Genomic DNA, 23,572 nt, shown 5'->3' with positions numbered 1-23,572 from the left:
TAGCGGGGTGCCGACCGAGGATCGCCGGAGGTGGACATTGCCGCCCCTCGCCCGCCCGCCTAGCGTGGTGCCGCACCGTTCCCGGCTCTGGAGATCCGACCCGCATGGCCCACCGCGTCGGCGTTGACATCGGCGGCACCTTCGCTGATTTCTGCCTTCTGGACGAGGCGACCGGCGCGCTCTCGACTCTCAAGGTCCTCTCCACACCGGCCACGCCGGGCGCCGAGGTGATCGCCGGGCTGCAGGGCCTGGAGCAGCGCTTCGGCATCGGCCCCGACGCGATAACCTGGTTCACCCACGGCACCACGGTCGGCGTCAATGCGGTGATCCAGCGCAAGGGGATCCCGCTCGCACTGTTCGTGACGCGGCACTTCCGTGACGTGCTGGAGCTCGCACGCCTGAAGACGCCGGACCCCTACCACCTGCTTTCGCGCCGCCCGCCCCCCCTGGTGCCGCGGGAACGCGTGCTGGAGGTGGACGGCCGCCTGCTCGCCGATGGCAGCGAGGCGGAGCCGCTCGATGCCGCCAGCGTGGAAGCGGCGCTGGCCGCGGCGGAAGCGGCCGGCGCCGAGGGCATCGTCCTCGCGCTGCTGCATGCGTGGCGCAACCCGGCGCATGAGCACGCCGCCAGGGCGATCATCGCCGCGCGGCGCCCGGACCTGCCGGTGTTCTGCTCGGCCGAGGTCTGGCCGATCATCCGCGAATACGAGCGAACCGTCACCGCCTGCGTGCATGGCCATGTGCAGCCACGCGTGGCGCATTACCTCGGCTCGCTGCAGGCCGCGCTGAAGCGCGCCGGCGTGCAGGCGGAGGCGATGGTCACCAAATCCAATGGCGGCGTGATGCGCGCCGAGCTCGGCAAGACACGCTGCGTCGAGATGCTGCTCTCCGGCACCGCCGCCGGCGCGATCGGCGCCGGCTTCGTCGCGCGCCAGGCAGGCGTGGCGCGGGCGATGAGCCTCGACATCGGCGGCACCAGCGCCGATGTCGCGGTCATCCTGGAGGGCGCGCCGGGCTATGGCACGGGGGAGCGCGTGGGGGATTTCCCCGTCTACATTCCGACCGTGGCCGTTTCCTCCATCGGCGAGGGCGGCGGTTCGATCGCGGCGGTGGACGCGCTGGGTCGCCTGACCGTTGGGCCGGAGAGCGCCGGCTCCACGCCCGGCCCGGCCTGCTACGGCCGCGGCGGCACGCGGCCCACCATCACGGATGCGATGTGCGTGCTCGGCTGGATCGGGCATGGCGAGCTCGGCTATGGCAGCGTCACCGTTCGCCGCGACCTGGCGGAACAGGCGGTGGACAGCATCGCCGCGGCGCTCGGCCGCTCGCGCGAGGCGGCAGCGGAGGCCATCGTGCAGGTCGCGGTCAGCGGCATGTACAAGGAGGTCAGCAAGCTCGCCGCGCGGCAGGGCGTGGACGCGCGCGATTTCTGCCTGATGCCCTTCGGTGGCGCCGGCCCGATGCTCGGCGGATTGCTCGCGCGCGAACTCGGCATGCGCGAGGTGCTGGTACCGGCGACACCCGGCGTGCTCTCGGCGCTGGGCGGGCTGATCGCCGACATCCGCAACGATTTCCTCGAGACCGTCTATGCCGATCTCGACGCGCCCTCCCTGCCCGGTCTGCTGGCCAGCTTCTCACGGCTGGAGGCGCAGGCACTTCGATGGCTGCGCGAGGAACAGGGCTTCTCCGGCGAGGCCCAGCTGCTGCCAGCCGCAGAGATGCGCTACCGCGGCCAGTCCTTCGAGATCGAGGTGAAGCTCCGGCCCGAATGGCTCGCAGCCGGCGACCTGCCCGCCATGGCGGACGCCTTCCACCAGGCGCATGAGCAGCTCTACGGCCATGCCGACCGCGCTGCGCCGATCCAGGCGATCGCGTTGCGCATGGTGGCCGCCGGCGCAGTCCCCATCCCGCGCTTCCCGGAGCAGGAGCGCGTCTCCGGAACGCCGGAGCCGATCGGCGAGACCGCGGTTTTCCTCGACGGCGCCAGCCGCCGCGCGCCGCTCTATCGCCGCGAGGCGCTCCGCCACGGCCACCGCTTCGCCGGCCCCTGCATCGTGCTGCAGGAGGATTGCACCACCTGCATCCCGCCCGGCATGTCGGGCGAGGTGGATCGCTTCGGCAATCTGCGCCTGGGAACTGCCGCACCGCCTCCGACGACCAAAGCGCCGCAAGGTGCGCGGGTCTGAACCGGCCGCGCAGATGAGGGAACCGACTGTGAGCATCGATCCTGTCACGCTGCAGATCCTGGCCAACCACGCCCAGGCCGCGGCCGAGAGCATGGCCTTCACGCTGTTCCGCACCGCCCATTCCACCTTCGTGAAGGAAACGGAAGACTTCACCACCGGCCTCACCACGCCGAGCGGGCAGACCTTCGCCTCGCCGCGCGAGCTCGGCGCCACCTGGTTCGTCGGCCTCGATTACGGGCCGGTGATCCGTGCCATTGCGGAGTATCGCGAAGGCGATGTCTGCATGACGAACGACCCCTACAGCGGCTTCGTCTGCACCCACTCACCGGACATCCATCTGTGGAAGCCGGTGTTCTGGCAGGGTGAGCTGGTCTGCTTCGCGGTCGGCCACATCCACAACACCGATGTCGGCGGTGCGGTGCCTGCCTCGCTCTCGCGTGCGCTCACCGAGGTGCATCAGGAAGGCATCCGCTTCCCGCCGCGCAAGCTGGTGCGGGAGGGCGTGCTCGACGAAGGCCTGCTCGACATCATGCTCACCAACGTGCGCGCGCCGACACAGAACTGGGGCGACCTGAAGGCGCAGCTCGCCGCCATGAACACCGGCGAACGCAAGGTCCATGAGATGATCCGGCGCTTCGGCATCGAGACCTTCCGCACCGGCATCGCCGAGCTTCTCGACCTGGCGGAGCGCCAGGCGCGCCGCGTGCTCGCCACCATCCCGGACGGCGAATATGCATTCACCGACTACATGGACGAGGACAGCCCCGGCGGCCTTCCCTGCCGACTCAAGCTGACGCTGCGCATCCGCGGCGAGGCGGCGGAGCTGGACTTCACCGGCTCCGACCCGCAGCTCGCCGCATCGCTCAACATGCCGACGGGAGGTGATCCGCGGCACATCCTGCTCATGGTCGGCTGGAACTACGTTCTCTACACGCTCGACCCGACGGTGCTGCTGAACAGCGGGCTCACGCGCCCGGCGACCTGCATCGTGCCCGAGGGGACGGTTCTCAACCCGGTCTTCCCCGCCGCGGTCGGCATGCGGTCCATGACCTGCATGCGGCTGCAGGGCGTGGTCATGGGCGCCTTCCAGCGTGCCGTGCCGGAGCGGCTGCCCGCCGGCCCAGCGAGCGGCGGGCCGATGACCAACGTCAATACCACCGACAACCGCACCGGCCGCCGCGTGATGGCGGCGATCGACCCGATCACCGGCGGCGCCGGTGGCTCGCCCTTCGGCGATGGGATGGACGGCTCCGGCGCGAATAGCGGCTTCCTCAAGAACACGCCGGTCGAGATCAACGAGGCGGAGGTGCCGATACGCGTGCTGCGCTACGGCCTCTCGCCGGACTCCGGCGGGGCCGGGTTGCATCGCGGCGGGCTGGCGACGGTGCTGGAGTTCCGCGTGCAGGCGCCGGGCACGGTGGTGACGGCGCGCAACCGCGACCGCACGCATTTCCGCTCCTGGGGCGTGCTGGGCGGGCGTGCCGGTGCGCCTTCGGAGTTCTGGCGCAACCCGGGGACGCCGCGCGCCGAGAACCTGGGCAACACCGATGTCGTCGCGCTCGATCCCGGCGACGTGATCCGCATCGTCTGCTCCGGCGCGTCCGGCTGGGGCCCGCCCTGGCAGCGGCCTGTCGAGGCGGTGCTCGATGATGTCGCGGCCGGCAAGGTCAGCGCCGAAGCGGCGGCGCGCGACTATGGCGTGGTGCCCGGCGATCCCCTCGCCACCGAAGCCCGCCGCGCGGCGATGGCCGCCGCGCCGCAGCCCGCCTTCGACGCTGGCCCCGAACGCGCGGCTTTCGAGCTGGTCTGGACGGAAGCCAACTACGCCGTGCTGACCGAAGCGCTTGCTGGCCTGCCTGTGCATTGGCGCCACTATGCCAAGCGCCGGATCTTCGCCGCCGTCGCCGCGGATCCGAACCGGCGCGGCGACGGCACCGAGGTGCGGGCGGCCCGCGCCGCGCTGCATGCCGAGTTCCCGCAGATCGCCTGAAGGACCACGCCGATGCGCTACGAGAATCGCAAGGTCGTCATCACCGGTGCCGCCGGGGTCTATGGCCGTGCCCTGGCCGCCGCCTTCGCATCCGAAGGCGCCATGCTGCTGCTCTCGGACCGTGACCCCGCCGCGCTCGCCGCCGGTGCGCCGGACCTGCCGGCATCGCGCCTCGCGCTGCACGCCGCCGACCTGCGCGACGACGCGGCGCTCGACGGGCTGGTGGCGGCCGCGACCGCGGGCGGCGCGCCCGAGGTGTTGATCAACAATGCCGGCCTCTACCCCTTCATCCCGTTGATGGAGGTGACGCCTGCGGAATACGACCTGATCCTCGACGTCAACACCCGCGCGCCATTCCGGCTCATGCAGGGCATCGGCCGTGCGATGGCGGCGGCCGGGCGCGGCTCGATCGTCAACGTCACCTCTTCCGCCGCCGAGGTGATCCGCGGCAACGGCGTGCCGTACGGCGCCTCCAAATGCGCGCTGGAGTACCTGACGCGCGCCTTCGCCCTGGAACTCGGCCCCTCCGGCGTGCGGGTGAACTCCGCCCGGCCGGGGTTCGCCGAGGGCAGCGCCGAAGTGACCATGCCGGCGGGCTATGCCGATGCGATCCGTGCGCGCAACCTGCTCGGCCGTGCCAACCGTCCGGAGGATTTCGCGGGCGCGATCCTGTTCCTCTGCTCGGACGAGGCGGCCTTCATGACCGGATCAGTGCTCGATGTCGGCGCCGGCGGGCACATCAACCGTCGGGACGGCGCCTCCACCCGAGCGCGGAGTTGAGCGGGGCCGTCAGGCGCCGGCCAGGCGCACCAGCGTCTCCGCCGTACGGGTCAGATGGCGCTCGATGACGGACTGTGCGGCCGCGGCATCGCGCGCGGCCAGCGACTCCAGCAGCGCCCAATGCTCCTGCTGCTGTGCCTCGGTCCCGAGGTCGGCGGCGCCGGCCCGGACGTAGCGGTCCACATTCGTCCTCTGCACGCGGATCATCTCGATAAGGCGTGGCGAGCGAGAGGCCGCATGCACCGCGTCGTGGAACGAGGTGTTCAGCGTGGTCCATGACTGATCGCGCCCACGCGCGCGATCCATCCGCCGCAGGATCTTCCGCAGCCCTTCCAATTCCGCGAGCGAGACATTCGCGGCGGCCCGCGCCACCGCCAACCGCTCCAGCGCGATGCGGATGGAAAAGAGCTCCCGCAGATCCTCGCCGGAAAGTCGCGTCACCTCCACGCCGCGGTAAGGCAGGACCTGCACCAGGCCCTCACCCTCGAGTTGTTTCAGCGCGTCGCGGACCGGCGTGCGGCTGACGCCGTGCCGGGCGGCGATCTCGTCGATGTCCAGCCGCGATCCGGCGCTCGCGCGGCCACGCAGGATGTCGAGCCGCAAGGCCGCGGCCACGGTCTCCTGCCGGCTCGGGAAGACGATCGGCTGCGCTGCGGAGGCCCGCTTGCGCTGGCGTGGGTCGAGTGTCATGCTCAACTGATATATCACGTATGACGCTCGGGTAAGGCTGGGCATGCAAGGCGGCCAGCAGGCGATTCCAGTGCGCCGGCGCATCACGCTACGGTCTGCGCGACAAGACAGGGAGAACAGCACCATGCATGATCAGTCGAAGGCACCCGGCGGCGCCATCACGCGCCGCGGCGCGTTGCTCGGGCTCGGTAGCGCCGCACTCGCGGGCCCCGCCTGGGCGCAGGCGACCGACTGGCCGACACGGCCGGTCCGCATCCTTGTCGGCTATCCCGCCGGCGGCGCCAACGACCTGGTCGCACGTGCCGTCGCCGCGCCGCTCGCCGAGGCGCTGAAGCAGCCCTTCACGGTGGAGAACCGCACCGGTGCCGCCGGGACCATCGCCGCCGACACGGCGAAGCGCGCCGCGCCGGACGGCGAGACGCTCTACATGATGTCGAGCGCGCAGGTGCTGGCCCCCTTCGTGCGACGCGATGTGAGCTTCGACCCGGTCGCCGACTTCACGCCGATCGCCCTCTGCGCCTCCGCGCCCTACTTCCTCGTCGTGCATAGCAGCGTGCCGGCGCGCAACGTCGCGGAACTGGTGGCTCTGGCGAAATCGCGGCCTGGAGCGCTGAGCTACGCCTCCTCCGGCGTCGGCGCCGGCCCGCATCTCACCTCAAGCCTGTTCATGGCGGTGACGGGCATCGAGATGAACCACGTGCCCTATCGCGGCGACGCCGACGCGATGGTGGACCTCACCGCCGGCCGCGTGCAGGTCTCCTTCATCTCCGTGCCGCCCACCTGGCCGCACATCCAGGCCGGTACGCTGCGCGGCTTGGCCGTTTCCAGCGCCGAGCGCCTCGCCATGGCGCCCAACATCCCGACCGTCGCCGAGAGCGGCTATCCGGGCTTCGACATGGGCGCCTGGTGGGGTCTGGTCGGTCCGAAGGGGCTTCCGCGCGCGATCGTGGAGAAGGCGCATGGCGCGGTGCGGCCGATCCTCGACGGTGCAGCCTTCGGCGAACGCTTCGCGGCGCAAGGCATCACTCCGGGCAAGCTGGGCCCCGACGCCTTCGCGCAGCGCATCGCCGCCGACAAGGTGAAGTTCGCGGATATCGTGCGGCGGGCCGGCATCACGCCGACATGAGCGGCGCGGCCGCCCCGGGCCGCATCGCGCTGCTCGGCGGCGGCGCGGTCGGCAGCTTTGTCGCCGGCAGCCTCGCGGCTGCCGGCCACGAGGTGGTGCTGATCGACGCTTGGCCCGAGCATGTCGCCGCCATCCAGGCCAACGGCCTGCTGCTGAACAGCCCCGAAGGCGCGCAGCGCACCCATCCGGAGGCCTGGCATCTCGGCGAGGCGCATCGCTTGCGATCGCTGGACGCGGAGGTCGCCTTCCTCACCGTGAAGCTCTACGACACCGACTGGGCGGCCGCGCTGCTCGCCACGTGGCTTTCGCCCTCGGTGCCGGTGGTGACGCTGCAGAATGCACTGGTGGAGGAGCGGGTGGCACGTGCCCTCGGGTGGGGGCGCGTGCTGGGCGCCATCGGCAGCGGACTCGACGTGCTGCTCGCCGGCCCCGGCGAGATGCAGCGGTCGCGCAAGCGTGGTGCCGCCGGCGGGACGGTGTTCAAGGTGGGCGAGGTGCATGGCCGCCGCACGCCGCGCGCGGAGCGGATCGCGGCGTTGCTCTCTGCCGCCGATACCAGCGCGGTCACCACCGATCTCTGGACCGAGCGCTGGTCGAAGCTGACGGCCAACACGATGACCTCCGGTCTGTCCGGGCTGACCGGCCTCTCGCTGAAGCAGGTCTATTCGCGAGAGGACACCCGCCGCATCGCCATCCGCCTCGCCGCCGAGGCGATCGCTGTGGGCGAGGCGCTGGGCTTCCGACTCCAGAAGCTGTTCGGCGAACCGCCGGAAACCTGGCGACACGCCGCCCAGGGCGATCCGCAGGCAAAGACGGCGGCGCTCGCGGCCATGGCCGTGCAGGCGGCGAGCATGGCGGAGGGCGGCATGTCCGGCACGCTGCAGGACCTTTCCAAGGGCCGTCCCACGGAGGTCGCCTTCTTCAACGGCTACATCGCGCAGGAGGCCGCGCGCCTCGGCCTTCCCGCGCCTACCCATGCGCGCATCGCCGCGCTGATCGCCGAGGCCGAGCGCGGGCGCCTGCCCCTCGATCCCGGCAACATCGCCCGCATCGCCGGGCAGACGGAGAGCACCACCGCATGACGGAACGCCAGAGCTTCACGGCGAGCGACGGCCTGAAGATCGCCTACTACATCGATGACTTCACCGACCCCTGGACGTCGCCGCCGACGCTGGTGCTGCTGCATTCGGCGATGGGCGACTCGCAGCGCTTCTACTCCTGGGTGCCCGGCCTGGCACGGCACTTCCGCGTCGTGCGAATGGATCTTCGCGGCCACGGCGGATCAGAGGTTCCGAAGCCCGAAACACCACTCTCGATGGACCGCTTCGTGAAGGACGTCGAGGAGCTCATGGACACCGTGGGCGCGAAGCAGGCGCACATCGTCGCCAATTCCGCCGGCGGCTACCTGGCGCAGAAGCTGGCGATCACCCGGCCGGAGCGCGTGCTGGGACTCGCGGTCGTCGGCTCCACCCCCGGCCTCAGCCCCAGCGCGCTGGACTGGCTGCCGATGATCGAGAAGGAGGGCCTGACACCCTTCCTGACGCGCACCATCGCCATGCGCTTCGACCTGGAGAGCACCGATCCCGGCATGGTGCAGTGGTTCCTGAAGCAGACGGCGGAGAACGACCCCGCCTATGTCGTGCGCTTCATCGGCTACATGGCGACCCAGGAATGGAGCGAGGAGCTTCCGCGCATCAAGGCGCCGACCCTGGTGATCTATCCCGGCGGCGAGACCGTCGGCAGCGCCAACAGCTACGATACGATGCGCGAGCGCATCCCGGACGTGAAGATGATCGAGTATCCCCACATGCCGCACAACATCGCCGACATGATGGCCGATCGCTGCGTGAGCGACATCCTGGCCTTCCTCTCGGCGAAGTTCGGCCATCCGAAGGTCTGAGCCATGCCACGCCACATCGCCTGCCTCTCCTTCGACTTCGACACCTGGTCCGGCTTTGCCGCCCGCGGCATGACCACACCGACGCCCACCTCGCGCGGCGAGTTCGGCGTGGTCGGCGCCGCGCGCCTGCTGGACCTGCTTCACGCGCGCGGCATCAGGTCGAGCTGGTACATCCCCGGCGTGGTGATCGAGACCTATCCCGCCGCCTGCGAGCGCGTGGTGAAGGAAGGCCATGAAGTCGGCCATCACGGCTGGAGCCACGTACCGCCCGCCTGGCTGGAAGCCGAGCGGGAGGCCGACGAGTTCGGCCGAGCCGTGGAAACCATCGTGAAGCTCACCGGCCGCAAGCCCGTGGGCTACCGCTCGCCCTCCTGGGACATCAGCGACCGCACCATCGACCTGATCGCGCAGCACGGCCTACGCTACGACAGCAGCATGATGGGGCATGACTGCCAGCCCTATTTCGCGCGACGTGGCGATGTGGTGGCGGCCGACCAGCCGATGAAGTTCGGCGAGACCACGGATCTGGTGGAGATCCCCATCAGCTGGTCGCTAGACGACCACCCGCATTTCGAGTTCATCCGCGCCAAGACCGAGGTGCTGCCCGGCCTGTCCAACGCCAACGCCGTGCTGGAGAACTGGGTGGCCGACTTCGCCTACATGAAGCGCACCGAGGAATGGGGCGCGCTGGTCTACACCTTCCACCCCTATGTCGTCGGGCGCGGCCACCGCATGCTGATGCTCGAGAAGCTGATCGACACCCTGACCGCGGAGGGCGCCGTGTTCCTCACCCTGGACGAGTTGCAGCAGGAGTTCCGGGCCCGTGTGGCGGGAGGCCAGGCATGAGCGCCGACTGGACCGGCCCCGCCCGCGCCTGCAACCTGCCCGACCCGACGCCCGAGACGGCGCCCGAGACCGCCGGCGTCTTCGCGAAGGTGGCGGAAAGCCGGGGCTGGGTTTCCAACCTGCTCACCTCGCTCGGCCATGCGCCGGAAGCGCTGGCGCGCTTCTCCGCCGTCGGCCACTACGGCCGCTACGGCACGGAGCTGAACGAGCGCCAGCGCGAGCTGGTGATCTGCATCGTCGGCCGCAACATCCCCTATGCCTGGGCGCATCACTCGCCGCTGGCACTCGATGCCGGCGTCACCGAGGCGGAACTCGCGGCCATCAAGGCGGGCCGCACGCCGGACGGAATGAACGCCGCCGACACCGCGCTCTGCGACTTCACCTTCGCCGTCACCGGCTTCGGCGGCACGCCGGATGCGACCTGGCAGGCCGTGCAACGCAGCTTCACACCCCGCCAGGCGACGGACATCGCGGTGCTCGCCGCCTATTACATCGCCGCCGGTGCGCTGATCATGGGCCTCGGCGTGAAGGTCGAGCCGCCGGAGGTGCTGGCGATCGAGCGCGAATGGCAGAAGAAGCCGCGCGTCGGCGGCCGCGTCGTCGCCTGAGTCGCCCAGGCATGGAACGGGAAGGGGATCACGCATTATGCGCAGACGCAGCCTCGGCACCGCCACGGCGGCGCTCGCCCTCGGCACGCTCGCGCGGCCAGCGGTCGCACAGGCCTGGCCGAGCCGGCCGATCCGCGTGATCCTGCCAGTGCCGCCGGGCGGCGGCACAGACATCCTCGGCCGCATCGTCGCGCCGCATCTGCAGGAACGGCTCGGCCAGCCGGTGCTGATCGAGAACCGCGCCGGCGGCGGCATGACGATCGGCACCAACATGGTCGCGAAGGCTGAGCCCGACGGCCACACCATGCTGATGATCGATACCGCCATTGCGGTGAATCCCTGGCTCTATCGCAACCTGCCCTACGACACGCAGCGGGACCTGCGGCCGGTGGCGCTGGCGGCGACCGCGCCGGTGATCCTGGTGGCGGCGCCGACCTTCCCGCCGAGCACCGTGGCTGAGCTGCTGGCCTATGCGCGTGCCAATCCGGGCCGGGTGAACTTCGCTTCCGGCGGCAACGGCACCTCCACCCATCTATCGGGCGAGCTGCTGCGCCATGTCGGACGGATCGACATCGTGCACGTGCCTTTCCAGGGCACAGGCCCCGGCGTCACCGCCCTGCTCGGCGGGCAGACCCAGATCATGTTCGCCGGCATCAGCTCCACCCGCCAGCATGTGGAATCCGGCCGGCTGAAAGGCATTGCCGTCACCGGCGACGCCCGCTCGCCTTCCATGCCGGACATCCCGACCTTTGCCGAGGCTGGCCTGCCCGAGATGGATGCCGAGACGATGTGGGGCTTCTGGCTGCCCGCCGCCGCGCCCGCCGCGGCGGCTGAGCGCTTTGCGCGCGAATTGTCGGAGGTGCTGAAGGTGCCTGCGGTGAAGGAGCGCGTCGAATCCCTCGGCTTCGTCCCGCGCGGCAGCACGCCCGAGGAGTACCGCGCCCGCTTCGAGCGGGAGCTTGCGAAATGGGGCCCGATCATCCGTCAGGCCGGCATCCAGGCGGGTTGAACGCGGTGAACCCACGTCTCGACGGCAAGGTCGCCTTCATCTCCGGCGGCGGCGGCGGCATCGGCCACGCCGCCTGCCTCGCCTTCGCCGCGGCCGGCGCCAAGGTGGCGGTCTGCGAGCTCGATCCCGCGCGGGCGGAACGCAGCGCGGCGGCCGTGGTCGCCGCGGGCGGCGAAGCCATCGCGCTGCCCACCGACCTGCGCGAGGATGCGCAGGTCGCCGCTGCCGTCGCGGCCGCGGTGGCGCGCTTCGGACGGCTCGACATCCTCTACAACTGCGCCGGCGGCACCGATCCGCAGGACGGCAACATCACCGATGTGGGGCTCGACGTGTTCGACCGCACCATCGGCCTCGACCTGCGAGGCACCTTTCTCTGCTGCCGCCACGCCATCCCGCACATGATCCGCGCCGGGGGCGGCGCCATCGTCAACATGTCCTCCGGCGCCGCGCTGCGCGGGGCGAGCCCCTTCCACGTCTATACCGCCGCGAAGAGCGCCGTACTCGGCCTGACCCGCGCGCTGGCCGGCACCTATGCGAAGCAGGGCATCCGCGCCAACGTCATCGCCTCCGGCCGGGTGATAACCGACCGCATCAAACGCGACTGGGGCGAGCTGACGGAGCAGGACGCGCACCGCGACCCGCAGGATCCCGTCGGCCGCGCCAAGGAATACCCCTTCTGGGTCGGCGAGCCGGAGCATATCGCGGCGACCGCTGTCTTTCTGGCGTCGGATGCGGCGCGCATGATCACCGGTGCGACCATCGCCGCTGATGGCGGCCGTTCCGCCTATTGAGGACCAGCGCATGAGCGAGCCCGCGCGCTACCGCTTCCTGCTGATAAGCGCCTTCTCCCTGCCGGAGGGCGCGGGCTATCGCATGCGCGCCTTCCGCGGCCGCAAGGAAGACATGCTGCTGAACGGCGAGCGCCTGGCGCCGCTGCTGCAGGATGTGGAGTGGGACGTGCATCCCGGCGCGCCGGCGACGCATGGCCAGCACCCCGTCGAGATGCGCGAGGAATTCGCCATCACCGGCGTCAACCGCCTGCCGCTGGTGCGCGAGGCCTGCCAGAGCGGCAAGTGGAATGCCATCATCCTGCTCGGCGGCGGCGATCCCGGCTATGTCGAGGCGCGCGAGATCGGCCATCGCCATCGCGTCGTCGTCACCGCCTGCGCGCATGCCCAGATGCACGCGGCCTGCCTGCTTGGCACGCGCTTCACGGTCCTCGACATCTCGGAGAACCACAATCTGCGCATGGCGGACCTGGTCGTGCAGTACCGCATGACGGACCGCTGCGCCTCGATCCGCAACGTGGAATTCCCCCTGCCCCGCCCCGCCCATGCCGGCCGCCCCAACGTGCAGGAAGAAAGCGAGCGCCACGCCCGCGGCGAGCCCTCCGCCATGCTGGAATCCGCGGTGACGGAAGCCGTCGCCGCGATCGAGGAGGACGGCGCGGAGAGCATCATCCTCGGCTGTTCCGCCGCCTACTGGCTGCAGACGCCGCTGCGCGAGCGGCTGGCCGCGCTCGGCTGGGACGTGCCGGTGCTCGAGGGCTACAGCGCCGCGGTTGCGCAGGCGAAGATGCTGGTGGACCTTGGCGTGGATGCCAGCGGCCTGGCCTTCCCCGCCGATCCGCCGAAGCGCACGCGGCGGCGCAAGTTCGTTTGAGCGCTACCGCGACGCCCGCAGCAGCGACGGCGCCACCAGCAGCGTCACCACCGCGAGCTGTGCGGCGATCGCGATCATCGGCACCACCCAGCCGCCGCTGAGCGTCACGATCACGCCGTAAAGCGCCGGCCCGGCCACATAGCCGAGGAAGGTGAGCAGCGTGGACCCGGACGTCGCATCCGAAACGCGGTCGCGCGGCGAGAGCCGCGCCACCTCCGCCATGTAGACGCCGTTCCAGCTCGCCGCGACGAAGCCGGCGAGGCCCGAGAGCGTCGCCGCCAGTGCAAGGCTTGGCGCGGCCGGCATTGCGGCCAGCAGCAGCACGGCGCCCGAGGCCACCAGCCCCTGCACCAGCAGGTTCACGACCGGCCGCCCCGTGCGGTCCGCCAGCCAGCCGAGCACGATGCGCGCCACCACGCCCGAGCCCTGCATCGCCGCGAAGGCACTGCCCGCCTGCACCAGCGAGAGCCCGCGCGTCTCCACCAGCCAGGTGACGGTGAAGGTGAACAGGCAGCCCTGCACGATGGCGAACGAGATCGCCAGCCAGGTCAGCGGCAGGATCGCCGGCGCCACGCGCAACGCTGTGAAGGGTGCGGCCAGCGTGCCGCGGCTGAACACGCTCGCCAGCGAGACGGAGCGCGTGCGGTCGCGCTCCGCGTCCAACTCCTGTCGCAACCCCTGGATCGAGGCCGCCGCGACCAAGGCCGTCGCCGCGCAGACGATCAGCGCCGTCCCCCATCCGAAGGCGCTGGCGATCGGCGCGGTGATCAGCCCCGCCAGCACGCCGCCCAGCGGCGCGCCCGCCTGCTTCACCGAGAAGATCAGGCTCCGGTGCTGCGGTGGCGCCGTCGCCGCCAGGATGCGGCTGCCCGCCGGCGGGCTCGGCCCGTAGCCGATGCCCAGCAGCAGCGCCGCGAAGGCCAGGGCGGGCACCGTGCCGATGTCGAGCGCCAGCAGCCCCAGCGCCGACAGCGCCGCCCCCGCCTGCAGCATCCGCACCGGCCCCAGCCGCGCCAGGAACGGTCCGCCGAAGGCCAGGAACAGCACCGTGCCGAGCGCGTTCAGCGCCGAGAGATTGCCGATCGATTCCGCCGCCAGGTCCAGGCTTTCGGTCAGCAGCGGCGCCACCACCGGCAGGCTCTGCGCCATGAAGGAGGCGATGACCTGCATCAGCAGCGTCGCGCCAAGTGCCGCGATCCAGGGTGCCCTCATGCGGTCTCCGCCAGCAGGCCTGCGCGCCGCAGCAAGGCAATGCACTCCGACACGTCCCGCGGATCGGGCGGCGCCAGTGCCGGGCGCCAGCCCTCACCCACCTCCATGCCGAGCAGCCCCGCCAGGGTCTTGAACAGCGCGACGTGGTGGAAGCCCTGCGCGAAATAGCGGCTCTGCAGCCGGCTGGCGATGGCGCTGATCTCGCGCAGGTGGACCGCGGCCGCGGCAAAGTCGTCGCGCAGCGCGGCGTCCGCGAAGCGCCCGCAATGCGGCACCTCCAGCGTCTGGCATAGCACCGGGCGGGAAGACCCGATCATGAAGCGCGGCGCGCGCTCCGCGAAGGTCAGCCGGCCGAACAGGAAGTATTCCTCGAGCGAGGTGGAGACGCAGATGCGGTCGCCCACGCGCTCCATCATGCGCGCATAGCTGGCGAAGTTCAGCGTGGTGTCCTGCACCGCGCAGACATTCGGCAGATGCAGCAGCGCCTCAACCTGCTCCGGCGCCAGGTAGTAGCCGAGCTCGGAGAGCGTGGTGCTGTACACCACCATCCCGATGCCGATATGGGCCGCGACATGCTCGTAGAAGGCGCGCACCCCGGCGGCATCGCGCGGCCCGTAATAAGGCGGCCAGACCATGACCAGGTCCGCGCCCGAGGCCTCCGCATGCCGGGCCAGTTCCACCACATTCGCCGCCGCGGGATCGGAGCAGCCGATCACCACCGGCACGCGCCCGGCGGCTTCGTCCAGCACGATCTCCGTCACGCACTTCCGCTCGGCGAGCGTCAGCGCCCAGAACTCCTGGTGCAGGGAATGCACGGAAAGCCCGCCGACGCCCGGCAGCGCGATGGTGCGGCGGACATTGTGCCGCAGCCCTGCCTCATCCAGCGCGCCGTCGGCGTGGAAGGGCGTGTAGAGGATGGTGAGATAGCCGGAGAGGCTGGCCCGCACCCAGTCGCGCGCCTCTCCGGCTGCGTAGCGCATCCGTCAGTCGAGCTTCACATTGGCCCGGCGCACCACCTCGGCCCATTTCGCCGTCTCGGTGCGCAGGTTCTCGGCATAGGCGGAAGGCGGCCCGCCGATCGATTCGAAGCCCAGGCTGCGCAGGCGCTCCTGCACCGCCGCGTGCGTGACGCCGGCGCGGAACGCCTCAGCGATCCGGGTCACCGCCGCCTGCGGCGTGCCAGCCGGCGCCAACACGCCCCAGTAGGTGGAGGCCGCAACGCCCGCCAGCCCGGACTCGGCGAATGTCGGCACATTCGGCAGCGCGCCGGCGCGTCGCTCTCCGGTAACGGCCAGCGGCTTCAGCCTGCCGGCATCCACATGCGGCCGCGCGGCGCTGATGCCGTTGAACATCAGCGGCACATGGCCGGCCACCACATCGGTTGTCGCCGGGCCGGTGCCGCGATAGGGCACATGCACGAGGTCGATGCCGGCCACCATCTTCAGCAGCTCGCCCGCCAGATGCGTGGAGGCGCCGTTGCCGCCGGAGGCGTAGCTGAGCCGCCCCGGCTGCGCCTTCGCCATCGCCACCAGCTCCTGCACGGAGTTCACCGGCAGCGACGGATGCGCCAGCAGGATCACCGGCCCGGTCGCCAGCAGGCTGACCGGCACGAAATCCTTCGCCGGATCGAAGGGCAGGCTAGGGAACAGCGAGGGGTTGATGGCGAAGCTGCTGTCCACCACCAGCACCGTGTAGCCATCCGCCGGCGCGCGCGCGACGAGGTCGGTACCGATCGTGCCGCCCGCACCGGCGCGGTTCTCGATCACCAGCGCCTGGCCGAAGGCCTCGCGCACATGCGGCTCGATCACCCGCACCAGGTTGTCGGTGCCACCGCCCGGACCGAAGGGCACGACGACGCGCAGCGGGCGCTCGGGATAGCTCTGCGCCACGGCAGGGCGCACCAGGGGCAGCGCGGCAGCGGCGGCCAGCACATGACGACGATGGAGCATCTTCATCTCGTTCTCTCCCTTTCCTATCCGGCTGCCCCGATCGTAACCGCGGGGGCAGATTGCGCAATGGCGCCGGTCGCGTGACCATCGGCCCCGAGCATTCGCAACCGAGGCGGGACCCACTGATGCTGCAGCCGAACATGTCTTTCCTGACGGCCAGTGACGGCATCCGGCTCGCCTGGCGCGTGGACGACTTCACGCCGCCCTGGCGCACGCCGGAAACGCCGGTGCTGCTGCTGCATGCCGCCATGGGCGCCTATCGCCGCTGGTTCGGCTGGATCCCGGAGCTGGCGCGCCACTGGACCACGCTGAGCCTGGAGCTGCGCGGCCATGGCGCCTCGCAGATCCCGACGGAAGCGCAGCCGCTGACCGTGGAACGGCTGGTCACCGATGTGGTGGAGCTGCTGGACCACCTTGGCGTCGCGCGCGCGCATGTCGTCGGGCTCTCGGCGGGCGGCTATGTCGGGCAGCGTCTGGCGATGGCACATCCCGGCCGCGTCGCCACTCTGGCGCTGTTCGCTTCCACGCCGGGGCTCAAGAACAGCCAAGCCGGCACCTGGCCGGCCAAGGCCGCGGCGATGGGGCTCGAGGCCTTCATGCGCGCCGGCATCGCCGAACGCTTCCCGCCCGATGCCGATCCTGGCTTGGTGGACTGGTTCTGCCGCCAGACCGGCAGCAACGACCTGCCCTTCGTCGGCCGCTTCGTCGCCCACATGAGCAGCCGCGACTGGGAGGACGAGCTGCCGCGCATCGCGTGCCCGACGCTGATCGTCGCGCCGGGGCACGAGCCCATCGGCTCCAACGACCAGTACGAGCGCATGCAGGCGCTGATTCCCGATGCGCAGCTGGTCTCGCTGGAGGGCATGCCGCACAACATCGGCGACGCGGCGCCGGAGACCTGCACGCGGACCTTGCTGGATTTCCTGGCCAGGCGCGGCGGCTGAGACACGGGCGCAGCGCGCGCCCGATTGCACCACCCCATCGTTGATCGTATCAACCAATTGCGACGTCACGCGGAGGAAGGCGGATGCGGCTGACGGAAGCCGACGGCAAGGCCCTGCTGCGGCGCCACGGCATCGCCCTGCCGCGCGGCGTGGCTCTCGCGCCGGGGGAGGATGCGCCGCCATGGCTCGGCGCCCTGCCTGATCTGGTGGTCAAGGCCCAGGTCCTCGAAGGCGGGCGCGGCAAGCGCTGCCTGGTGCGCCGGACGACACCCGCCGAACTCGCCGCCGCGCGCGAGGCGATCGCCGCCATCGCCGGTCCCGTCGCCGTGCTGGTCGAGCAGGCCGTGCCGATCGAGCAGGAGCTGTACCTCGCGCTTCGGGTGGACGGCACGCGGCAGACGCAGGAATTGCTGTTCGCCGCCGAAGGCGGTGTCGAGATCGAGACCGCCGGCGACCTCCGCCGCGTCGCGCTGCACGCCGAAGCCCCCGATGCCGCGGAGCAGGTGTTCCCGGCGATCCGCGAGCGCCTGCCGGCGCAACTCGCGGCGCGCGTGGCGCGGCTGGCCGCCCGGCTGGCCCGCATCGCGCGGGACGAGGACCTCGCGCTGCTGGAGATCAATCCGCTCGCGGTCACGCGGGCGGGCCTTGTCGCCTGCGACGCCAAGCTGGTGCGCGATGCCGTCGCCGCCGGCCGCCACGATGCGGACGCCACAGCGATGAGCGCGGCGCTGGAGGACACGGCCCTGACGCCGCTCGAACGCCGCGCGCGCAATGCCGGCTTCGCGCTGGTGGAGATGCCCGGCGATGTCGCGCTGGTCTCGGCCGGCGCGGGCCTCGGCATGTTCCTGATGGACCTGATCGCCGACCACGGCCTGCGCGCCGCCTGCTTCATGGACAACCTGCATGGCGGCCCGATGGACACGACCGAGGCGCGCCTCACCGCCGCTTTCGAGATCGCGGCAAGACCGGAGGTGAAGGCCATCCTCTTCTACACCACGCTCGCCTCCCGCCCACTGAGCGACCGCATCGACGGCCTGCTGGCCTTCCTCGCGAAGCAGCCGGCGCCGAAGCCGCTCTTCGTCGGCTTCGCCGCCGCGCCTTCCGCGACGCGCGGCTTCGACGTGGCGTCGGCGACGCAGCGCCTGCGCGCCGCCGGAATCGCCGCGCTGGAGGAAGACCCGCTGGCCCTGGTGCGCCGGATGGCCGAGGACGTGGCATGACCCTCCCCTTCCTCGAGCGCTTCCCGCAACGCGTCGTGGTGTTCAACCCGACCGGCGGCTACGCCGCACGGCAGGTCACGGCGATGAAGGAGGCCGGCACGCAGCTGCTGGGCGGCATCGCGCTCGGCCGTGGCGGCGGCAGCCTCGATGGCCTGCCGCTGTTCGACAGCTTGGCGCAGCTGCCGGAACAGCCCGACGCCGCCGTGCTCTACACGCCGCCCGAGGGCACGGCGGATGCCATCCGGCAATGCGCGGCCGCAGGCATCCCGACCATCGTCGCCGCGGCGGAATACGTGCCGCTGCACGACTCGCTGCGCGCGGCGGAGGAAGCGCGGGCGGCCGGAAGCTGGCTGGTGGGGCCGAACACGCTCGGCCTCTGCGTGCCGGAAGAAGGTCTCCTCGGCTCCGTCGCCCCGGCCTTCTGCAGCCCGGGCGAGGTGGCGCTGATCGGCCGCAGCGGCACGCTGACGCTCACCGTCGCGCGGCTGCTGACGGCGGCCGGCATCGGCCAGCGCATCGCCATCCATGTCGGCGGCGACGCAGTGATCGGGCGCAACCCGGACGAGTATCTGGCTGCGCTGGCCGATGATCCGCGTACCCGCGCCGTGCTCTATTGCGGCGAGATCGGCGGCGACAAGGAATACGCGCTGGCCGAGGCGCTGGCGCGCTTCCCGCATCCCGTGGTGGCGACGCTGGTCGGACGCCACGCCCCGGCCGACCGCCAGATGGGCCATGCCGGCGCGCTGATCGGCAGCGAGCGCGAGAGTGCGGCAGCGAAGCTCGCCGCACTGCGCGAAGCCGGCGCGCACACCGCGAACACGCCCTACGAGGCCATCGCAATCCTGAAGAAGCTGCTGGCGCGCTGACGCGGATCAGCGTGCGAACAGCGCCACCGCGTGCTCGCGCAGCTTCGTCTTCTGCACCTTGCCGCTGGCGGTCATGCCGATCGCCTCGAAATCCGGCACGATCCGCAGGTGCCGGGGCATGCGGAAATTCGCCAGCCTGGGGCGCAGCCAATCCAGCAACTCGGCGTCCGTCAGGGCCGCACCGGCGCGCAGCGTGACAAAGGCCGCCGGCACCTCGCCAAGCCGCGCATCCGGCACGCCGACCACCTGCGCCATGGCGATGGCGGGATGGGCGAGCAGCACCTCCTCCACCTCCGCCGGCGCGACATTCTCGCCGCCAACGCGCAGCACGTCCTTCAGCCGACCTTCCATGCGAAGCCGGCCTTCTGCATCCAGCGCGCCCAGGTCGCCGGTGCGCAGCCAGCCATCCGGCGTGAAGGTCTTCGCCGTCGCATCCGCGTTGTTGTAGTAGCCGCGCATGATGCCCCAGCCGCGCACCTGGATCTCGCCGCGCGCCTCGGGCGGCAGGATGCGGCCCGTAGCGGGATCGGCGATGCGCACCTCCACGCCGGGGTGCGGGGCGGCGCGGCCGGAGATGCGCAGCTCCGCCGGGTCGCGATGGTCGCTCAGCACCACATTCGGCGAAGCTTCGGAAAGACCATAGGCCCAGCAGAGCTCCTTCGCCCCCATCTCCTCGATCACGCGGCGCATCGTGATGGGACCGGCTGCCGCCCAGCCGCCGCGCAGATGCAGGCGCTCGCGCCGGTACTCGGGATGCGCCATCAGCATCTGGAATATGCTGTCATTGCCGCTGGTCAGCGTGCAGCGCTCCTGCTCCAGCAGTCGCAGGGCGGCGCCCGCCTCGAAGGTCGGGGGCGTCACCATCGTCGCGCCGGTGACGAGGCAGACCAGCAGCGAGAGCGTCGAGCCGGCGACATGGAAGAACGGCCGGCAGTTCAGGTAGCGGTCATCGGGCCGCACGCCGAGCCGCTGCGACACGGCCCAGGCGTTGCGCAGCATGTTGGTATGCGTCAGCAGCACGCCCTTCGGATAGGCGGTGGTGCCGGAGGTGAACTGCACCAGCAGAGGGTCGTCCGGCGTGACTGCGGCGATGGCCTCCTCCAGTGCCGCTTCGCTCGCCTGGCGCGCGCGGAAGTCGGACCATGGGAGCGCACCGGCCGGCACCTCCTCGCCCATGACGACGGCCTGGCGCAGCAGCGGCAGGGCCTCGCCCGGCAGCCCGGTGGCGACGGCGGGCTCCGCCTCGGCCAGCGCCGCGGCGAAGTCGATCCTCAGGAAGCGGCCACGCACGAACACCGCGCGGCAATCCGCCTGGCGTAGCGCGAAGGCGATCTCCGGCGCCTTGAAGCGCGTGTTCACCGGCACCGTCACCGCGCCGATCAGCGCCGCGCCATAGAAGATGCGCACCCAGTCGGCGTCGTTGCCGGTCAGCACGCCGACATGCTCGCCACGCCTGATGCCCAGCGCCAGCAGCGAACGCGCGACGGCCCGCGCCTCCTCCCGCAGCGCGGCGTGGCTGAGGCGTTCCTTCTCGGTGACCAGCGCCTCGGCCGCGCCGCGCCCGGCGGCGTTTGCGTCCAGGAAGTCCGAGAGCCGGCGCCGAACCCAGTCGCTCACCGCCCGAAGCCCGCCATGGTGCGGCGCCATTCGGCGGCGGCCAGGCTCTCCTCGATGGCCATCAGTTCGGTTGCCAGCGCGCCGCGCGGGTCGCGCTCCACGCCTTCGTCAACGCAGCGCTTCGCCAGGGCGAGCGCCGAAGCCGGCGCCTTCACGATCGTCGCGGCCATGTCGGCGAGCGTGGTCTCCAGCGACTCCGGCGCCACCACGCGCGTCACCAGCCCGGCTTCGCGCGCCTCCTCGGCGGAGAGCGTGCGGCCGGTGAACATCATGTCCTTCGCCAGCCGCTTGCCGAGGACGCGCGGCAGGCGCTGCGTGGCGCCGACCGTGCCCCACAGCGCCTCCGGCGTGCGGAAGCTGGCAGCCGGCGTGGCGACGACGAAGTCGCAGGCGGCGGCGATCTCGCAGCCTGACCCGATCGCCGGCCCCTCCACCACGGCGATCGCCGGCATCGGCAGGCGCTCGATCGCGTTGTAGGCGGCAAAGGCCTTCACGCGGCGGGCGCGCACCTGGTCGTCGCTCATGCCCTGGCGTTCCTTGAGGTCGGCGCCGGCGCAGAACACCGTGCCGGCTGCGCGCAGCAGCACCAGCTTCGCGCCCTCCGCCACCGCGCGCTGCGCCGATTCCAGCAGCCCCAGGGCGAGCGCCGTGTTCAGGGCGTTGCGCGCGGCCGGGCGGTTCAGCCGGACCGTGGCCACGCCCTCTGCGGAGAGCTCGAACAGGATCGGATCATCGCTCATATCGCGCCTTCCTCCCGCAGCGCCGCAATGCGCACCGCATCGTAGCCGAGGCGCTGCGCCAGCACCTCCTCGGTGTGTTCGCCCAGCAGCGGCGGGCGCGCCACCGCCGGATCGTCCCACCCCTCGAAGCGGAACGGCACGCGCAGCGCCGGGAACTCCCCGAGCGCCGGATGCGCGAAGCGATGCACCATGCCGCGCGCCTGCACATGCGGGTCGGCCACCACCTCGTCCAGCGCCAGCACCGGGCCGTTCGGCACGTCGACGGCATCCAGCGCCGCCACCGCCTCCGCCCGCGTCAGCCGGGCCATCGCCGCATCCAACGCCTGCATCACCTCCGCGCGCCGCGCCAGCCGGCCGGCGTTGGTGGCGAGGCCCGCATCCGCCGCCAGCGCCTCCAGCCCCAATGCCTTGCACAGCGGCAGCCAGTGCTGGTCGCTGCAGGTGATGTGCAGGAAGCGCCCATCGGCACAGCGGAAGCTTGCGGTCGGCACGCGGCCGGGATGCTCGGTACCGAGCCGCGGCGGCACCTCGCCAAGCGCGAAGAGCCGTGCGGCGGCGATGGTCAGCAGCGCGACCTGCCCGTCCAGCATCGAGAAATCCACGAAGCCGCCCTGCCCCGTTGCATCCCGCCCGCGCAGCGCCGACAGGATCGCGATCGCCACCCACAGGCCGGAGGTCAGGTCCGCCACCGGCAGCCCCGGCTTCACCGGCCCGCCGCCGCGTTCGCCCGTCAGCGACATCAGCCCGCCCATCGCCTGGAACACCGTGTCGTAGCCCTTGCGCTTGGCGTATGGCCCGCTCTGCCCGAAGCCGGTGCAGGAGAGAAAGACCAGCCGCGGATTGACCTCGCGCAGCGAAGGCCAGTCCAGCTCGCGCCGCTTCAGCGTGCCGGGCGGGAAGTTCTCCACCAGCACATCCGCCTGCGCCGCCAGGCCGCGGATGATCGCGCGCCCTTCGGCATGGCGCATGTTCACGGTGATGGAGCGCTTGGATCGGTTGCAGGCCATGTAGTAGCCGCTGACGCGCTCGCCCTGCGGACCTTCGGCGAAGGGCTCGAAGCCTCGCGTCTCGTCGCCGCTGCCGGGCTGCTCCACCTTGATGACCTCAGCGCCGAGTTCCGCCAGCACCATGGAGGCGAAGGGGCAGGCCAGTACGCGCGAGAGGTCGAGGATGGTGATCCCCGCCAGCGGCTTCATGCCGCACCCGCCAAGCGCAGCCGCACCGCCTCGGCTTCCGCGGCCAGCCGCCGCACCAGCTCGCCGGCGGGCGGGATGTCGTCGATCAGGCCCGCGGTCTGGCCGGCTTCCACCTTGCCGAACTCCACATCGCCCTCCAGCGCCGCCTCGCGCAACGAGCGGCTCGCCTGCAGTGCAGCCAGTTCCTCCGCGGGCCGCCCGGCGCGCTCGGCGGCATCCACCTCGTCCGTGAACCGGTTGCGGAGCTGGCGGATCGGCAGGCGCCCGCGCCCGACCAGCCGCGTGTCGCTGATCCCCGCCGCCAGCACGCGCGCCTTGTAGTCGGGGTGCACCGTCGCCTCCTCCGTCATCAGGAAGCGCGTGCCGAGCTGCGCGCCCTCCGCACCCAGCGCGAACATCGCGGCGATGCCGGCGCCATCCGCGACGCCCCCTGCGCCGATCACGGGGATGGTCACCGCGCGCACCACCGCGCGCACCAGCACCATCGCGGAGACCTCGTCCGGCGCCGGATGGCCGCCAGCCTCCCCGCCCACCGCGATCACCGCGTCCACCCCCGCTTCCGCCGCCTTCGCGGCGTGCAGCGGCGAGGCAACGACGTGAACCCACTTCGTCCCGATCGCGCGGAAGCGCGGCAGCGCCTTCGGACCGCCCTGCGACGCGATGATGATCGGCACGCGCTCCGCCTCGACGATGTCGAGGAACTCCGCCGAGCGCTTGTTGTAGAGCGGCACGTTCACCGCGAAGGGCGCATCCGTGCCGGCGCGCAGCTCCCGGATCGCGGCCACCAGCGCCTCCGGCCGCATCGGCCCGGCCGCGATGGTGCCGAGCGCGCCGGCACGCGCCACTGCCAGTGGCAGCGCGGCCGAGGAGGACGCCCAGGACATGCCGCCCTGCACGATCGGCAGGCGGATGCCGAGCAGCGCCGGCAGGCGGCTCGGGAAACCCAGGCGCTCGACCATCCGCGAAATCTCACTCCTCCCGAACGCGACTCACAAACGCGACGGCATTTTCCGTTGACAATATCAACGGTC

Annotated in this window: 22 protein-coding genes; 14 read left to right on the top strand and 8 right to left on the bottom strand. The window is 71.4% G+C overall.

Annotated features, from left to right (window positions below; translation table 11 throughout):
• Positions 1 to 104: 104 nt before the first annotated feature.
• From ACESM1_RS11725 to ACESM1_RS11715, 3 genes are read left to right on the top strand one after another with little or no spacing between them, the layout of a single operon-like run.
• Positions 105 to 2,186, top strand: a complete 2,082-nt coding sequence (locus ACESM1_RS11725; RefSeq protein ID WP_372620256.1) for a hydantoinase/oxoprolinase family protein — start codon at positions 105 to 107, stop codon at positions 2,184 to 2,186.
• A 28-nt stretch (positions 2,187 to 2,214) separates the two neighbouring features.
• Positions 2,215 to 4,176, top strand: coding sequence for a hydantoinase B/oxoprolinase family protein (locus ACESM1_RS11720; RefSeq protein ID WP_372620254.1), 1,962 nt, complete (start codon positions 2,215 to 2,217; stop codon positions 4,174 to 4,176).
• Between the two features lie 12 nt (positions 4,177 to 4,188).
• Positions 4,189 to 4,956 carry an SDR family NAD(P)-dependent oxidoreductase gene (locus tag ACESM1_RS11715; RefSeq protein WP_372620253.1) on the top strand — a complete coding sequence of 256 codons (768 nt, stop codon included), beginning with the start codon at positions 4,189 to 4,191 and terminating at the stop codon, positions 4,954 to 4,956.
• Between the two features lie 9 nt (positions 4,957 to 4,965).
• Here ACESM1_RS11715 and ACESM1_RS11710 read toward each other — a convergent pair whose 3' ends face one another.
• A complete protein-coding gene (locus ACESM1_RS11710) occupies positions 4,966 to 5,646 on the bottom strand; it encodes a GntR family transcriptional regulator (protein ID WP_372620362.1) in 681 nt (226 codons plus the stop codon).
• Positions 5,647 to 5,770: 124 nt separating this feature from the next.
• Here ACESM1_RS11710 and ACESM1_RS11705 point away from each other — a divergent pair, with 124 nt between their 5' ends.
• The 8 genes from ACESM1_RS11705 to ACESM1_RS11670 are packed head-to-tail and all read left to right on the top strand — an operon-like array spanning position 5,771 to position 12,797.
• Entirely contained in the window at positions 5,771 to 6,772 is a 1,002-nt protein-coding gene (locus ACESM1_RS11705; protein WP_372620251.1) for a Bug family tripartite tricarboxylate transporter substrate binding protein, read from the top strand.
• On the top strand, positions 6,769 to 7,854 hold the full coding sequence (locus ACESM1_RS11700) for a ketopantoate reductase family protein (RefSeq protein WP_372620250.1): 1,086 nt from the start codon (positions 6,769 to 6,771) through the stop codon (positions 7,852 to 7,854). The genes ACESM1_RS11705 and ACESM1_RS11700 overlap by 4 nt, the downstream gene beginning before the upstream one ends.
• Positions 7,851 to 8,672, top strand: coding sequence for an alpha/beta fold hydrolase (locus ACESM1_RS11695; protein WP_372620249.1), 822 nt, complete (start codon positions 7,851 to 7,853; stop codon positions 8,670 to 8,672). Before ACESM1_RS11700 ends, ACESM1_RS11695 begins: the two co-directional genes overlap by 4 nt.
• Before the next feature lie 3 nt (positions 8,673 to 8,675).
• Positions 8,676 to 9,518: a polysaccharide deacetylase family protein gene (locus tag ACESM1_RS11690; RefSeq protein ID WP_372620247.1), complete on the top strand. Its 843-nt coding sequence runs from the start codon at positions 8,676 to 8,678 to the stop codon at positions 9,516 to 9,518.
• The gene (locus ACESM1_RS11685) at positions 9,515 to 10,126 is read left to right on the top strand and encodes a carboxymuconolactone decarboxylase family protein (protein ID WP_372620245.1); all 612 of its coding nucleotides are present in this window, start codon (positions 9,515 to 9,517) and stop codon (positions 10,124 to 10,126) included. The genes ACESM1_RS11690 and ACESM1_RS11685 overlap by 4 nt, the downstream gene beginning before the upstream one ends.
• A 37-nt stretch (positions 10,127 to 10,163) precedes the next feature.
• A complete protein-coding gene (locus ACESM1_RS11680; protein WP_372620243.1) occupies positions 10,164 to 11,135 on the top strand; it encodes a Bug family tripartite tricarboxylate transporter substrate binding protein in 972 nt (323 codons plus the stop codon).
• A 5-nt stretch (positions 11,136 to 11,140) separates the two neighbouring features.
• Entirely contained in the window at positions 11,141 to 11,926 is a 786-nt protein-coding gene (locus ACESM1_RS11675) for an SDR family NAD(P)-dependent oxidoreductase (protein ID WP_372620242.1), read from the top strand.
• Positions 11,927 to 11,936: 10 nt separating this feature from the next.
• Positions 11,937 to 12,797, top strand: a complete 861-nt coding sequence (locus ACESM1_RS11670; protein ID WP_372620241.1) for an aspartate/glutamate racemase family protein — start codon at positions 11,937 to 11,939, stop codon at positions 12,795 to 12,797.
• A 3-nt stretch (positions 12,798 to 12,800) separates the two neighbouring features.
• Here ACESM1_RS11670 and ACESM1_RS11665 read toward each other — a convergent pair whose 3' ends face one another.
• From ACESM1_RS11665 to ACESM1_RS11655, 3 genes are read right to left on the bottom strand one after another with little or no spacing between them, the layout of a single operon-like run.
• A complete protein-coding gene (locus ACESM1_RS11665) occupies positions 12,801 to 14,009 on the bottom strand; it encodes an MFS transporter (protein WP_372620239.1) in 1,209 nt (402 codons plus the stop codon).
• On the bottom strand, positions 14,006 to 14,989 hold the full coding sequence (locus tag ACESM1_RS11660; RefSeq protein ID WP_372620237.1) for a dihydrodipicolinate synthase family protein: 984 nt from the start codon (positions 14,987 to 14,989) through the stop codon (positions 14,006 to 14,008). Before ACESM1_RS11660 ends, ACESM1_RS11665 begins: the two co-directional genes overlap by 4 nt.
• A 3-nt stretch (positions 14,990 to 14,992) precedes the next feature.
• A complete protein-coding gene (locus ACESM1_RS11655; protein WP_372620235.1) occupies positions 14,993 to 15,964 on the bottom strand; it encodes a tripartite tricarboxylate transporter substrate binding protein in 972 nt (323 codons plus the stop codon).
• Positions 15,965 to 16,098: 134 nt separating this feature from the next.
• Here ACESM1_RS11655 and ACESM1_RS11650 point away from each other — a divergent pair, with 134 nt between their 5' ends.
• The 3 genes from ACESM1_RS11650 (at position 16,099) to ACESM1_RS11640 (ending at position 18,988) form a co-directional block, all read left to right on the top strand.
• A complete protein-coding gene (locus ACESM1_RS11650) occupies positions 16,099 to 16,902 on the top strand; it encodes an alpha/beta fold hydrolase (protein ID WP_372620233.1) in 804 nt (267 codons plus the stop codon).
• 83 nt (positions 16,903 to 16,985) lie between these two features.
• Positions 16,986 to 18,122: an ATP-grasp domain-containing protein gene (locus tag ACESM1_RS11645; RefSeq protein WP_372620232.1), complete on the top strand. Its 1,137-nt coding sequence runs from the start codon at positions 16,986 to 16,988 to the stop codon at positions 18,120 to 18,122.
• Complete coding sequence (locus tag ACESM1_RS11640) at positions 18,119 to 18,988, top strand: succinate--CoA ligase subunit alpha (RefSeq protein WP_372620230.1); 870 nt, start codon at positions 18,119 to 18,121, stop codon at positions 18,986 to 18,988. The genes ACESM1_RS11645 and ACESM1_RS11640 overlap by 4 nt, the downstream gene beginning before the upstream one ends.
• A 6-nt stretch (positions 18,989 to 18,994) precedes the next feature.
• On the opposite strand, the gene ACESM1_RS11635 is transcribed toward ACESM1_RS11640, so the two are convergent.
• Genes ACESM1_RS11635 through ACESM1_RS11620 form a run of 4 tightly spaced genes read right to left on the bottom strand, consistent with a single transcriptional unit; the run spans position 18,995 to position 23,500 of the window.
• Positions 18,995 to 20,605, bottom strand: coding sequence for an AMP-binding protein (locus tag ACESM1_RS11635; RefSeq protein ID WP_372620228.1), 1,611 nt, complete (start codon positions 20,603 to 20,605; stop codon positions 18,995 to 18,997).
• Positions 20,602 to 21,345, bottom strand: a complete 744-nt coding sequence (locus ACESM1_RS11630) for an enoyl-CoA hydratase/isomerase family protein (RefSeq protein WP_372620226.1) — start codon at positions 21,343 to 21,345, stop codon at positions 20,602 to 20,604. The genes ACESM1_RS11635 and ACESM1_RS11630 overlap by 4 nt, the downstream gene beginning before the upstream one ends.
• A complete protein-coding gene (locus ACESM1_RS11625) occupies positions 21,342 to 22,541 on the bottom strand; it encodes a CaiB/BaiF CoA transferase family protein (protein ID WP_372620224.1) in 1,200 nt (399 codons plus the stop codon). The genes ACESM1_RS11630 and ACESM1_RS11625 overlap by 4 nt, the downstream gene beginning before the upstream one ends.
• Positions 22,538 to 23,500, bottom strand: coding sequence for an NAD(P)H-dependent flavin oxidoreductase (locus ACESM1_RS11620; protein WP_372620222.1), 963 nt, complete (start codon positions 23,498 to 23,500; stop codon positions 22,538 to 22,540). Before ACESM1_RS11620 ends, ACESM1_RS11625 begins: the two co-directional genes overlap by 4 nt.
• Positions 23,501 to 23,572 lie beyond the last annotated feature (72 nt).

It is taken from the genome of Falsiroseomonas sp., assembly GCF_041690465.1.
Classification (GTDB): Bacteria; Pseudomonadota; Alphaproteobacteria; order Acetobacterales; family Acetobacteraceae; genus Falsiroseomonas.
The sequence above is the reverse complement of the archived record's forward strand: the minus strand, read 5'-3'. Positions and strand labels throughout refer to the sequence as shown.